This window comes from Amycolatopsis sp. WAC 04197, assembly GCF_003947475.1.
In the GTDB taxonomy this organism is placed as follows: domain Bacteria; phylum Actinomycetota; class Actinomycetes; order Mycobacteriales; family Pseudonocardiaceae; genus Amycolatopsis; species Amycolatopsis japonica.
The window spans coordinates 171,928-184,634 of sequence record NZ_QHJK01000011.1 but is presented as its reverse complement, the minus strand read 5'-3'; the positions used below and the strand labels follow the sequence as shown (position 1 = coordinate 184,634).

Here is a 12,707-nt window from a genome sequence, read left to right as displayed (position 1 = left end):
GAACATACACTCGCTCCGAACTCGGAGTGACTTCGATGTATGGTGAGGGCATGGGAGTGACCGAGCCGGGCAGACGCGAACGCAAGAAGGCGGCGACACGCCAGGCCTTGTCGAGGGCCGCGCGAGACCTGTTCCTGGAACGGGGTTTCGACAACGTCACCGTCGCGGAGATCGCCGACGCCGCGGACACGGCGGTGTCCACGCTGTTCGCGCACTTCCCGGGCGGCAAGGAGGCGCTGGTCCTCGGCCACGGCCACGAACGAGAAGCGGCCTTGGCCGCCGCGGTGCGTGACCGGGCCGAGGGCACGTCGATCCTTCAGGCGCTACAGGACTTCCTCGCGACGCGTGGCCCGTTCGATCCGGATCCCGATCCACTGGCGCGGCGGGTGGCGGATCTGGTGGTGGCGACCCCGGCGTTGCGCGCCTACGCCAGGGCGCTGTGGACGGGCTGCGAGGACGCGCTCGCGAAGGTCATCGCCGAAGCGTCGGGGCAGGACGATTTCTCCGTGCGGCTGCTGGCGCGCTATGTCCTGGAGGTCCCGGACCTGGCCGGGGTCGAGGCGGATCCCGCCGCCGCGCTGGACGCCGCGTTCGTGTTCTTGCGGCGGGGCTGGCCGGGGTTCTGACCGTCCACGCCGAGCCGGTCGTCCTTCCCCGAGCCGATCGCGGCCCTGGCCGGTGTTGAATGAGGTGGTGACCAGCGATTTCGCCCCGCCCGCCGAGCTCGCCCGCCGCGTCGGCCGGATATGGCGGCGCAGCGGGGAATTGCCGCCCGCGTTGCCGCAGCCGTACGTGGACCTGCTGGTGTTCGCGGACGGTTCGCTGTGGTTGACCGGCCCGGAAACGGAGGCCAGGACCGGGAGCCTGGCCGAGCCATTGACGGGCGTGCGGTTACGGCCGGGCACATGTGCCTCGGTGCTGGGGATCGCCGCGGACGAGGTGCCCTTGGCCGGGATGCCGCTCCCCGGTTCCGGTCTCGAGGCCGCGTTCCGGGCCTTGCGGGCACCGGCCCGCCCGGCCGACCGGGCGGTCGCCCAGGTGCTGCAAGCCGTACACGAGAAGCCCGGGGCGCCGGTGTCCGACCACGCGGCCGCGGCCGGGCTGTCCGAGCGACAGCTGCGGCGGCGGTTTTCGGTGGCGGTGGGGCTGAGCCCCAAGACGTACGCGCGGGTGGTGCGGTTGCACCGGGCGATGGCGCTGGCGCGGTCGTCACCGGCGCCGGACTGGGCGGCTATCGCCGTCCGCAGCGGGTTCTACGACCAGCCGCACATGCTCGCGGAGTTCCGGCGAGCGGTCGGGGCGTCGTGTGTCCGTTTCTTCCAAGCGGCGCCGGCGGACGGATAGCACTCTCCGGGGTTATGTCCGTCGAGGAGATCTTCGCTTTCCACGCCCAAGAGGTGGGTCCGGTGCGGTACGCCGAGTCGTTCGGCGCCTGGGTGGTGACCCGGTATTCCGAAGTGGACAGAGTGCTCACCGACCACACGGTGTTCTCATCCGACGAGCTGCGCCACAGCACCGGGCCGGTCCCGCACGGCTCGAATCCGTTGCTGCGCGGTCTCCAGGCGATGGATCCGCCCCGCCATCACGCGCTGCGCCGGATCGTCAGCCAGGTCTTCACACCCCGGGCCGTGGCGTCACTGGAACCGGGGATCACGGCGCGGGTCGACGCGCTGCTCGCCTCGGCCGGGGCGGATTTCGACCTGGTCGGGGAGCTGGCCTATCCGTTGTCGGTGCACACGATCGCGGGCCTGCTCGGCGTGCGACCGTCACGGTGGCCGGATTTCGTCCGCTGGACCGAAGCGATCACGTCGTTCTTCGGCACCTTCACCGCGGACGAGTCGCGTCAGGCCGCCTTCTACGGGGCGATCTCCGAACTGGGCGACTACTTCCGCGAAGAGTTCGCGCGTCCGACCGGGATCATCGCGATCCTGCTGGCGTCGGATCTCACCGAGGACGAGCTGATCGATTTCTGTGCGTTGCTGCTGATCAACGGCCACGAAACGATCAAGACCCTGCTCGTGAACGCCGTTCTTTGCCTCGCGTCCCGGCCGAAGCCCGCCGACCTGCGGCCTGCCGTCGAGGAGGTCCTTCGCTACCTGCCGCCCACGGGTGGGACGGATCGGTTCGTCACCCGGCCGACCGTCCTCGGCGGCCGGGAACTCCGTCCGGGCCAGAGGGTCGTCGCGATGATCTCGGCGGCTAACCGCGATCCCGCGGTCTTCGCGGACCCGCACACGTTCGACCCGGGCCGGACGCCCAACCCCCACTTGTCCTTCGGCCACGGTGTCCACTTCTGCCTGGGTGCCCATCTCGCCAGGATGCAGGTCCGGATCGCCCTCGCGGCCCTGCTGGACCGTCCCTGGTCGATCACGGACCTGGACACCCGCCGCACCCCGGTCGGCATCGACGTCCTGGAGGTCTCTCTGGCGTCAGCGGCCGAGGCGGATCGCCGAGACGAGGAAGAAGATCCCGCCGAGCACGGCGTACCCGGCCAGGTTGACCAATGAGGCGTCCGGCTGCGCGGCTTGCAGGACGAAGGCGGTGCCGGCGAGGGTGGAGATGGCGCCGCTGGCGATCATCGCCCACTGGCCGCCCAGTTCGCGGCGGCCGAGGCCGACGGCGAGCTGGACGAGGCCCGACACGATCGCCCAGGCACCCCAGACGCGCAGCACCGCCGGGATGCCGGACGCGGCGGCGAACGCGAGGCCGATCCCGGCGAGCGCGCTGATCGCGATGTTCACGTACAGCCCTGGCGCGTCCTTCGACGAGCGAAGGTCGATGACGGCGGCGGCTACGTCGAACAGCGGGTACAGCACGAGCAGCGCGACACTGAGCGGGCCGAGCTTCGACGCGCTCGTGAACAGCAGGCCCGCCCACACGAGGGCGAAGCCGAAACGAACGAAGTACAAGCGCCGGAGGGCGGCGGTTTGGCTGCTCACGAGAGCTCCCTGAAATAGGTGAGGAGAACGTTCGGTCTACCTGGACTGTGTCAGTGGTGTGCGGTGCGGTCAAGACCGAACGTTCTATCCCGTAAGATGGCCGTAATGGTTAAAGGTCAAGCGTCCGAAGCGCGCACAAGGCTGCTCACCACGGCGACGAGGCTCTTCTACACGGAGGGCATCCACTCCGTGGGCATCGACCGGATCGTGGCCGAAGCGAAGGTGACCCGCGCGACCCTGTACCGGCATTTCCCGGGCAAGGACGATCTGATCGTCTACTACCTGCGGGAAGCCGACCAGGCGATCCGTGGGCAGATCGAGGCCATCGTCGCCCAGGGGGCTGCGGCGCCGGACACGCTGCGGGCGATCGCCGCCGACATCACGGAGGGCATCCGGTCACCCGGCTTCCGCGGCTGCGCCTTCCTCAACGCCGCGTCGGAGTATCCGGACCCGGCCCATCCCGTGCACAAGGCCGTCCTCGCCCACCGGCACTGGTTCGCGGGGGTGATCACCGGCGTGCTGGCCCACTTGGGAAGCGCGCGGGCCGAGGTCGCGGCCCGGCGCTTCGTCCTGCTGCGGGACGGCGCGATGGCCACCGGCTGCTTGACCGACCCCGGGCCGATCTGCGAAACCTTCCTCGAGGGAGTCGAAGACCTGCTGCGGCTTCATGTCACCTCGTGAGTGGCATCGACGGCGCGGGTGAGTGAAGGCTCAGCTCGGCGGCTGCTGCTCTGTCGGCGGCTGCTGTGCTTGAGGGTTGGGCTGCGGCTGCGGGGCATAACCCGGCTGCGCCACCGGGTAGCCCGGCTGGGGCGCCATCGGATAGTTGGCCGGCGGCGCGAAGCCCTGCTGCTGCCGGGAATGGCGGCCGCTCTTGACGACCGCGATCGCGACCAGCAGCCAGGAGAGCAGCGAGGCGGTGTCGAACACGATGGCGACCGCCAGGTAGATCGTGCGGATGCCGTTGACGGACAGGCCGCCGGACTCGACCCAGTCCGACACGCTCAACGACAGGAACTGCCACACGATGGCCAACACCGTCGTGACGAGCATGACCGCGAAAGCGGCCACCATCAGACCGGAGACTCCCCGGGCGCGTCCTTTGACGGAGACGATCAGGCCGAGTAGGCCGACCGCGAGTTGCAGTACCAGGGGGATGGTCTCGATACTCGCGAACGTAAAGGGTGACATGCCTGCCTTCCACAGCTCTCCGCCGGAGATCGGGACGTCCGGCCACGCCGGGGAGATCCTATGCGGTGGCAACGCCTCGTGTGGTCAGAATCCGATGGGCAGTCCCGCGTAGTTCTCCGCCAGCCCGGCGCGGCCCGCTTCGCTCCGTGCCAGCCACTGCAACTGCGAAAGCTGCAACTGCCCGTCGAACGGGTCGTCCGAACGGTGCAGCATCGTCGTCATCCACCACGAGAAATGCGTACACCGCCAGACGCGGCGCAACGCGGTGTCGGAGTAGGCGTCGGCGAGCGTGAAGTCCTTGTCCCGCACCAAAGCGGCCAGCGCGGGGGCGAGAAGGGCGACGTCGGCGACGGCGAGGTTGAGGCCCTTGGCGCCGGTCGGCGGCACGATGTGGGCGGCGTCGCCGGCGAGGAAGAGACGGCCGTGCCGCATCGGCTGCTGCACGAAACTCCGCATGGGCAGCACACTTTTGTCGGTGATCGGGCCCGGCGTGAGGCTCCAGCCGTGCTGTCCGTGGCCGAGCCGGGTGGCGAGCGCCGCCCAGATCCGCTCGTCGGACCAGTCGCCCATGTCGGTGCCGTTGGGCACCTGCAGGTACAGCCTGCTGACGGTGGCCGAGCGCATCGAGTGCATGGCGAAACCGTCGGGATGCCACGCGTAGATGAGCTCGTCGGTCGACGGTGCGACGTCGGCGAGGACGCCGAGCCACGAGTAGGGATAGGTGCGCTCCCAAGTCTGCTTCGCGGCGTCGGGGATCGCGGCGCGGCAAGGCCCGAACGAGCCGTCGCAGCCGACGACGACGTCGGCGTCGAGCCGCTGCTGTACGCCGTCCGCGTCGGTGAAGGTGACATACGGCCGGTCGGTTTCGATGTCGTGCACGGCGGTGCCGGTGACCTCGTAGTGGAGCTGTTGCCCGGCCGCCTCACGCGCCTTGCCGAGGTCCTTCGTCACCTCGGTCTGGCCGTACACGGTGACGCTTCGCCCGACCAGGTCCACGAAATCGAGATGGTGCCGTTCCTCCGGCCACTGCAGGTAGATCCCGCGGTGCTCGTCGCCCTCCCGGTCCAGCCGGTCGCCGAGACCGGTCTCGCGGAGGAGGTCCACAGTGGACTGTTCGAGGATGCCGGCCCGGATCCGCGCCTCGACGTACTCGCGCGAGCGGGTCTCCACGAGTACCGATTCGACCCCCGCCAGATCGAGCAGATGCGACAGGAGGAGTCCGGCCGGGCCGGCGCCGACGATGGCGACTGGGGTACGCATGACCGGAGTCTGGTCGCGTGGCGGCCGAAGTCCTAGCGTTCGCTTCCACTCAGTGAAACCCGCAGGCTCCGGCCGATCCCGGCGGCCGCGACCTGGAGGGCGGCGATCAGCCGTGCCCGGCCGCGGCTCAGATCCGGCACGACCAGGCCGAGCGCGGCGACGACCTCGCCACCGGAGGGCCGGATCGGGACGGCGACCGAGCAGGCGCCCCGGCTCATCTCCTCGACGGTTTGCGCGTAACCCTCCCGGCGGACGCGTCGCAACTGTTCGCGCAGGCGGCCGGGTTGAGTGACGGTGTACGGCGTGACGCGGGTCAGCGAGGCGAGCACCTGACGCTGGACGTCCTCCGGCGCCCAGGCCAGCAGGACCTTCCCGACCCCGGTGGCGTGCAAGGGGAGCCGTCCGCCGATCCGGCTGACGACCGGTACGGACGCGTTCCCGGACAACCGGTCGAGGTAGAGCACCTGGTCGCCGTCCCGCTCGCCGAGGTGCACGGTGGCACCGGTCGCGCCGTAGAGATCCTGGAGGAACGGAGCGGCGACCTGTCGCAGTTCGTACTGCACGGGCGCGAGCAGCCCGAGGTCCCACAGCCGCCTGCCGACGGCGTACCGATCTTCGCGTCGCTCCAGTGCGCCCAAGCCCACGAGGTCGCGCGCGAGCCGGTGCGCGGTGGGCAGCGGCAGACCGGCGCGGTTCGCGAGCTCGGTCAGCGACAGCTCGCGATGGTCGACGTCGAAGGCGCCGAGCAGCGCGAACGCCCGCGAGACGACACCGGCGCCGGGCGTGGACAGATTGCCGGGCATTCACTCATGTTCTCACTGAGTGGAAGTCAAGGCGAGGCCGAGCCACAGACCGGCGACGGCGAGCACGATGGACGCCGGAACGGTCAGCAGCCCGAGGTGCGTGAACTCGCCCAGATCGGGCCGGGTGTCGTGCCGGTGCAGGATCCTCCGCCACAACAACGTCGCCAGCGAGCCGACGTAGGTGAGGTTCGGGCCGAGGTTGACGCCGATCAGCACGGCCAGCACCACCGGTGTCCCGCCCGCGGTGGCCAGTGGCAGCAGCACGAGCACCGCGGGCAGGTTGTTGATCAGGTTAGCCAGTACGGCCGCCACCGCGGCCGCGCCGAGCAGGGCGAGGAACGAGGTCGACGTCGGCACCAGGTGGCCGAGTGCCTCGTCCAGTCCGTTGTCGACCACGGCGCGGACCACGATCGCCAAGGCCAGCACGAAAGCGACGAAGGGGATGCTCGCCGAGCGGACGATCGCGGCGGGGGAGGTCCGCCGCTGCGCGAGCGCGCGGCAGGCCAGGACGGCGGCTCCGGCGAACGCGGCCCACGCGGGGCTGACGTCCATCAGGGACGTGACCACGAAACCTGCCAGCGTCAGCCCGAGCACGACCAGGACGAACGTCGGGACCTTCCCGGCCGCGACCACTTTTCCGCCGCGGGGCCGGGCCGCCAGGTCTGCGGCGAAGAACCGGCGGAACACCAGGTACTCGGTGAGGACCGCCGCGAGCCAGGGCAAGGTCATCAGCGCGGTGAACCGCAGGAACGAGATCCCGGTCGCGGCGACGGCGAGCAGATTGGTCAGGTTGGACACCGGCAGCAGCAACGAGGCCGAGTTCGCCAGATGCGTGCAGGCGTAGGCGTGCGGTTTGGCCCGTGCGCCCATCCGCGCGGCGGTGGCGAACACGACGGGGGTCAGCAGGACGACGGTGGCGTCCAGGCTCAGCACCACGGTGACCGCCGCCGCGACCGCGAACACCGCGGGCAGCAGCCGTCGCGGTTTCCCCCGGCTGAACCGCGCCATGAGCGTTCCCGCCGCTTGGAACAGCCCTTCGTCGTCGCACAGTTTGGCCAGGACGAGCACCGCGGCGAGGAAGCCGACGACCGGCGCGAGCCTGGTGACCTCGTCGAGCGCGTCGGGGACCGAGATCGCGCCCGCCACCAGCACGATCCCGGCTGCGGGGACGGCGGCGACCGCCTCCGGGAGGCCGCGTGGCCGGATCACCGCGAAGGCCAGGACGATCAGCAGGAGCGCGATGGACAACACCTCGCCGGGAATGCCGGTCAGCGTGAACCTCCTCGGTGTCGAGCCGACCTCGGCAATCTAGGCTGGGACTGGTGGGCGAGACGAACTGGGCGGGTAATCGGACCTTCACCGCGGAGCGGATCGTTCGCCCGCGCGATCTCGACGAGGTTCGGGACACGGTCGCCCGGGCGGTCGCGGTCAAGGCTCTCGGCAGTCGGCACTGTTTCAACGACATCGCGGATTGTCCGGGCGGTGTCCTGCTCGACTTGTCCGCGCTCGGCACGGACGTCGTCCTGGACCCGGAATCGGCGACGGTCACGGTGCCCGCGGCGGCCCGCTACGGCGACGTCGCCGTCCAGGTGCACGCGGCCGGTTTCGCACTGGCGAACCTCGCTTCGCTGCCGCATTGCACCGTGGCGGGCACTGTCGCGACGGCGACCCACGGTTCCGGGCGGCGTAACCAGAGCCTGGCGTCCGCCGTGTCCGGGTTGGAGCTCGTCACCGCCGACGGCGAGGTGAAGACGTACTCCCGGCACGACGGGGTCGTGGTCGCGCTCGGCGCGCTGGGTGTGGTGACGCGGCTAACCCTCGACCTGGTGCCGTCCTTCGATCTCCGTCAGGACGTCTTCGACGGCCTGCCCTGGGAATCGGTGTACGAGCACTTCGACGAGATCCAGGATGCGGGTTACAGCGTCAGCCTGTTCACGAACTGGGCCCGCGACGAGGTCGACCAGGTCTGGGTCAAGGGACCCGGGCAGCCGGGCGCGGACTTCTTCGGGGCGAAGGCGGCGGACGGGCCGCGGCATCCGGCGCACGCGGCGGGCATCCCGGCGGACAACTGCACGCGGCAGCTCGGGGTACCGGGTCCGTGGCACGAACGGATCCCGCATTTCCGCCTGGATTTCACGCCCAGCATCGGGAACGAACTCCAGACCGAGTACTTCGTGCCCGTCCGGCACGCCGTCGCGGCGATGGAGGCGATGCGCGCCCTCGGCGACCGCCTGGCACCCGTGCTGCTCACCTCGGAGATCCGCACGGTCGCGGGAGACGAGCTGTGGCTCAGCCCGTTCCACGGCGGCGACCGGGTGGCGCTGCATTTCACCTGGCTGCCGGACGAGGACGCGGTCCGGGCGCTGTTGCCCGTCATGGAGGACCGGCTGGCGCCGTTCGACGTCCGGCCGCATTGGGGGAAGCTGTTCCACCGGGCGGCCGATTACCCGAAGCTGGGCGATTTCCGGGCGCTGGCCGGCGAACTGGACCCGGACGGCAAGTTCCGGAGCCCGTTCGTCCGGCGGCACGTGTTCGGGGAGGGCTAGTCCGACTGCGACCAGGCCGCGACGGGCAGCGCGAGATACACGCCGACGTCGTCGATGCCGGTCGCGGACTCGATGCTGGTGCGCAGCAGGTCCACCCGCTCCTGGCGGTTGTCCGCCCGGCTCGGGAACCACTTGGAGCGGACCTCGACGAGGAGGTCGAGTCCGAAGCGGTCGAACGGTCCCGGGGTGCGGAAGCGCAGTTCCACGTCGCCTGGCTGAAGGTCTCCGTCGTAGGGCTCCTCGGGGCATTCCACCGCGACGGACACGAGATGCGGCAGGACCGAGCCGAGTTCGCGCAGTTTGGCTTCGGGAAGGTGGGGCGCGTAGGTGATTTCCACGAGTGGCACGAACAACAGCCTAGGGCAGGCGAAACTGCTATCGTGGCGGTAGTTGCCTGCTCGCACGGGAAGATCCCCGGCTGCTGCACTGGGGTCGCACGTTTCTCCCGAGGAGCTTCCATGTCTCTTCCCCTCGCCCGTCGTATGGACGGCGTCACCAGTTCTCCCGTGCGCGACCTGCTCGCGCTCACCGCCCGTCCGGGCGTGATCTCGTTCGCCGGCGGCGTGCCCGCGCCGGAACTGTTCGATGTGGACGGCCTGCGTGCCGCCTTCGACCGGGCGCTCGCGGACGGGCCCGCCCAGCGCGCCCTGCAGTATTCGCCCACCGAAGGGAATCCGCGGCTGCGTGAGCTGCTCGCGGAGCGGCTGTCCGGTCGCGGAGTTCCGACCACTGTGGACGATCTCCTGATCACCACGGGTTCGCAGCAGGGCCTGCAACTGCTGAGCACCGCGTTGCTCGACCCCGGCGCCACCGTGCTGGTGGAAGAGCCGGTGTACCTCTCGGCGCTGCAATGCTTCCAGCTCGCCGAGGCGCGGATCGTGCCCGTCCCCGGTGACGAGGAAGGGATCGACCCGGTCGCGCTGGACGAGATCGCTGCCAGGGAACGGCCTTCGCTGCTGTATCTCGTCCCGACGTTCTCGAATCCGTCCGGGCGCACGGTCAGCCCCCAGCGGCGGCGTGCGCTCGCGGAAGTGATCGCGCGCCACGGGTTCTGGCTCGTCGAGGACGACCCGTATCACGAACTCCGGTATCGCGGCGAACGCGAGGAACCGCTGTCGGCCCGCCCGGAACTCGCCGGGCGCACGATCTACCTCGGCACCTTCTCGAAGGTGATCTCCCCGGGAATGCGTCTGGGCTGGTTCCGGGCACCGAGCGACCTCCTGCGACGCGTCACGATCCTCAAGCAGGCGACCGATCTGCACACGTCGACCATCGATCAGGCGGCCGCGGCCGAGTATCTGGCCGCCGCGGACCTCGACGCGCACGTGCGGCGGCTGTGCGCGACCTACCGCGTGCGCCGGGACGCCATGATGGCGGAACTGCCCGCGATCACCCCGCCCGGAACGACCTGGACCGACCCGGACGGCGGGATGTTCGTCTGGGTCACCCTTTCCCGTGGTGCGGACACGGACCGGCTGCTGCCCGAGGCGTTGCGTCACGACGTCGCTTACGTGCCGGGCTCGGCGTTCCAGGTGGGGGAGCCGGACCGGTCGGCGTTGCGGCTGTCGTTCGCCTCGCACGGGCCGGAGACGATCGCCGAAGGGTTGCGGCGGTTGGGCAAGGTCCTGTCGCCTTGATCGCCGGGTCCCGGTGGTCGTGAGTGGCGGTCCGGGTTCTACCGCGGATGGACGACACGCGTGATCAGCGGGACGACACGCGTGTCCAGAGGGACGACACGCCGTGTCGTCCAACCAGTCACGTGAGTCGTCCATCGGCTCACGCGTGTCGTCCAACCAGGCACGTGTAACCGCCAGTCCGCACAGGGGTGTCGTGCCCTAGTCGGCTTGCGGATCCCAGGTCAGCAGGCGGACCTTGCTGACGGTCTGGACGTGCTGCCGCATCGCGTTCGCGGCCGCCTTCGGGGCGCCTGCCCGGATCGCCTCGGCGATCTTGTGGTGCTGGCTCAGCGAACGCCATGGCCTGCCGGGCTGCCGCAGCGACTCGTTCCGGCTTTCCGCGATCTGCGTGTCGATCGAACGCATGAACTCGGCGAGGAGGGCGTTGTTCGCGGCCGCGGTGATCGCTTCGTGGAACCGGCGGTCGCCTTCGGCGCCGTGCCCGCCGTCCTCTATCTCGGACTTCATGAACTCCAGTGCCGCGTCGATGGCGGCGAGATCCTCGTCGGATCGCCGCAGCGCGGCCAGTTCCGCCAGCTTGGTCTCCATCGCTTCGCGGGCTTCGAGCACTTCCGGAAGCCGGCTGCGACGGGCGACGAGTTCGTCGACCGGTTCGACGTCGAGGTGATCGTTGCGCAGGTAGGTGCCCCCGCCGTGGCGTGACTCCAGCAGCCCCTGCACTTCGAGCACGACGATCGCCTGCTTGATCGACGCACGGCTGACCCCGAGCCGCTCGGCGAGGTCGCGTTCGCTGGGGAGCTTGTCTCCCGCGTGCAGGCCGGACTCTTCGACGTGCGCCTTGATCCGCTCGACGACCTGCTCGTAGAGCTTCGCCCGGTTCAACCGGCTCAACGCCTGCGGCACTCGGTCCCCTCCCTTGACTGGACAAGTGGCTCAGCCAATTTACCACTCATCCCTTGACAGGGTGAGCCACTCGCAGGGAAAGTGGCTCAGCCACTAGTCCACTCGGCCACTCGCCAGGGGGCTCCCGCCGTCAAGGAGGACGGTCATGTCCGCCCAGCTGATCTCGATCCTCGTCCTCGTGGTGATCTTCGCGCTCGCCACGACCCGCTCGATCAACATGGGAGCGCTGGCCTTCGCCGGCGCGTTCCTCGTCGGCACCCTCGCCGGTGGACTGGACACCGACGGCATCTTCGCCGGTTTCCCCGGCGACATCTTCGTGGTGCTGGTGGGGGTCACCTACCTGTTCGCCATCGCCAGGGCCAACGGCACCACCGACTGGCTGGTGGCCGCGGCGGTCCAGCTGGTCGGCGGGCGGATCGCGCTCATCCCGTGGGTGATGTTCGTGGTCACCGGCGCGCTGACCGCGATCGGCGCGGTGAGCCCGGCAGCGTGCGCGATCGTCGCGCCGATCGCACTCGGTTTCGCCGCCCGCTACAAGATCAGCCCGCTGCTCATGGGCGCGATGGTGGTGCACGGCGCGCAGGGCGGCGGATTCTCGCCGATCAGCGTCTACGGCTCGATCGTCAACGGGATCGTCGAACGCAACCACCTCGCCGGCAGCCCCGTGGTCCTGTTCTTCGCGAGCCTGGGCATGAACCTCGCCATCGCGGGCGTCCTCTTCGTCGTCCTCGGCGGGACCAAACTGCGGCGCCGCCAGCTCGTCCCGGCGGGCGCGGGCGGAGCCGGGACCGACGAGGAGCCGCTGCCGCACGAACAGCGCATTCCCTTGGACGGCCCCAAGATCGTGACGCTGACCGGGTTGATCGCGCTCGTGGTCGGCACCCTGGTGTTCGATCTCGACCCCGGGCTGACCGCCATCACCGTCGCCGTCCTGCTCAGCGTCGCGTGGCCCAAGACCAGCCGTTCCGCGGTCTCGGAGATCACCTGGCCGACCGTGCTGCTGATCTGCGGAGTGCTGACCTACGTGGCGGTGCTGAAAGAGATCGGCACCATCGACTACGTCGGCAACGCGGTCACCACCGTGGGGATCCCGCTGCTCGCGGCGCTCCTGCTGTGCTACATCGGCGGTGTCGTCTCGGCCTTCGCGTCTTCGGTCGGGTTGATGGGCGCGCTGATCCCGCTCGCCGTCCCGTTCCTGGCGCAGGGCACGATCGGGCCGGTCGGCATGATCGCCGCCCTCGCGGTCTCGGCGACGATGGTGGACGTCAGTCCCTTCTCCACCAACGGCGCGCTCGTCCTCGCCAACGCGAAGGACGTCGACCGCGACAAGTTCTTCAAACAACTTCTGGTCTACGGGGCGCTCGTGGTGGCCGTCGTGCCGCTGATCGCCTGGCTCGTGTTCGTCGTGCCCAACTGGGGCTGAGGAGG

14 protein-coding genes are annotated in these 12,707 nt (G+C 69.8%); 7 read left to right on the top strand and 7 right to left on the bottom strand.

Annotated features, from left to right (window positions below):
• Positions 1-50 precede the first annotated feature (50 nt).
• The 3 genes from DMC64_RS35430 (at position 51) to DMC64_RS35420 (ending at position 2,507) form a co-directional block, all read left to right on the top strand.
• Positions 51-626, top strand: coding sequence for a TetR/AcrR family transcriptional regulator (locus DMC64_RS35430; protein WP_125737044.1), 576 nt, complete (start codon positions 51-53; stop codon positions 624-626).
• Between the two features lie 67 nt (positions 627-693).
• Positions 694-1,344 carry an AraC family transcriptional regulator gene (locus DMC64_RS35425; protein ID WP_158634286.1) on the top strand — a complete coding sequence of 217 codons (651 nt, stop codon included), beginning with the start codon at positions 694-696 and terminating at the stop codon, positions 1,342-1,344.
• 14 nt (positions 1,345-1,358) lie between these two features.
• Positions 1,359-2,507 carry a cytochrome P450 gene (locus DMC64_RS35420; RefSeq protein WP_125737042.1) on the top strand — a complete coding sequence of 383 codons (1,149 nt, stop codon included), beginning with the start codon at positions 1,359-1,361 and terminating at the stop codon, positions 2,505-2,507.
• Here DMC64_RS35420 and DMC64_RS35415 read toward each other — a convergent pair.
• Entirely contained in the window at positions 2,430-2,939 is a 510-nt protein-coding gene (locus DMC64_RS35415; RefSeq protein WP_125737041.1) for a hypothetical protein, read from the bottom strand. The genes DMC64_RS35420 and DMC64_RS35415 overlap by 78 nt on opposite strands.
• Positions 2,940-3,044: 105 nt before the next feature.
• On the opposite strand from DMC64_RS35415, the gene DMC64_RS35410 reads away from it, so the two are divergent.
• Positions 3,045-3,620: a TetR/AcrR family transcriptional regulator gene (locus DMC64_RS35410; protein WP_125737040.1), complete on the top strand. Its 576-nt coding sequence runs from the start codon at positions 3,045-3,047 to the stop codon at positions 3,618-3,620.
• A gap of 30 nt (positions 3,621-3,650) precedes the next feature.
• On the opposite strand, the gene DMC64_RS35405 is transcribed toward DMC64_RS35410, so the two are convergent.
• The 4 genes from DMC64_RS35405 to DMC64_RS35390 form a co-directional block, all read right to left on the bottom strand.
• Complete coding sequence (locus DMC64_RS35405) at positions 3,651-4,130, bottom strand: hypothetical protein (protein WP_125737039.1); 480 nt, start codon at positions 4,128-4,130, stop codon at positions 3,651-3,653.
• Between the two features lie 84 nt (positions 4,131-4,214).
• Positions 4,215-5,390 carry a 4-hydroxybenzoate 3-monooxygenase gene (locus tag DMC64_RS35400; RefSeq protein WP_125737038.1) on the bottom strand — a complete coding sequence of 392 codons (1,176 nt, stop codon included), beginning with the start codon at positions 5,388-5,390 and terminating at the stop codon, positions 4,215-4,217.
• A gap of 32 nt (positions 5,391-5,422) precedes the next feature.
• Positions 5,423-6,193 (bottom strand): IclR family transcriptional regulator, encoded by a 771-nt coding sequence (locus DMC64_RS35395; RefSeq protein WP_125737037.1) that lies wholly within the window; start codon positions 6,191-6,193, stop codon positions 5,423-5,425.
• Between the two features lie 12 nt (positions 6,194-6,205).
• Positions 6,206-7,444 carry an ArsB/NhaD family transporter gene (locus DMC64_RS35390; protein WP_125737036.1) on the bottom strand — a complete coding sequence of 413 codons (1,239 nt, stop codon included), beginning with the start codon at positions 7,442-7,444 and terminating at the stop codon, positions 6,206-6,208.
• Positions 7,445-7,515: 71 nt separating this feature from the next.
• Here DMC64_RS35390 and DMC64_RS35385 point away from each other — a divergent pair, with 71 nt between their 5' ends.
• Positions 7,516-8,739 carry an FAD-binding protein gene (locus tag DMC64_RS35385; RefSeq protein ID WP_125737035.1) on the top strand — a complete coding sequence of 408 codons (1,224 nt, stop codon included), beginning with the start codon at positions 7,516-7,518 and terminating at the stop codon, positions 8,737-8,739.
• On the opposite strand, the gene DMC64_RS35380 is transcribed toward DMC64_RS35385, so the two are convergent.
• Positions 8,736-9,086 carry a hypothetical protein gene (locus tag DMC64_RS35380; protein ID WP_073844509.1) on the bottom strand — a complete coding sequence of 117 codons (351 nt, stop codon included), beginning with the start codon at positions 9,084-9,086 and terminating at the stop codon, positions 8,736-8,738. The two genes, DMC64_RS35385 and DMC64_RS35380, sit on opposite strands and share 4 nt — an antisense overlap.
• 111 nt (positions 9,087-9,197) lie before the next feature.
• Here DMC64_RS35380 and DMC64_RS35375 point away from each other — a divergent pair, with 111 nt between their 5' ends.
• The gene (locus DMC64_RS35375) at positions 9,198-10,376 is read left to right on the top strand and encodes a PLP-dependent aminotransferase family protein (protein WP_233629918.1); all 1,179 of its coding nucleotides are present in this window, start codon (positions 9,198-9,200) and stop codon (positions 10,374-10,376) included.
• A gap of 198 nt (positions 10,377-10,574) precedes the next feature.
• Here DMC64_RS35375 and DMC64_RS35370 read toward each other — a convergent pair whose 3' ends face one another.
• Positions 10,575-11,279: a FadR/GntR family transcriptional regulator gene (locus DMC64_RS35370; protein WP_125737034.1), complete on the bottom strand. Its 705-nt coding sequence runs from the start codon at positions 11,277-11,279 to the stop codon at positions 10,575-10,577.
• A gap of 145 nt (positions 11,280-11,424) precedes the next feature.
• Here DMC64_RS35370 and DMC64_RS35365 point away from each other — a divergent pair, with 145 nt between their 5' ends.
• A complete protein-coding gene (locus tag DMC64_RS35365; protein WP_125737033.1) occupies positions 11,425-12,702 on the top strand; it encodes an SLC13 family permease in 1,278 nt (425 codons plus the stop codon).
• Positions 12,703-12,707: the final 5 nt, after the last annotated feature.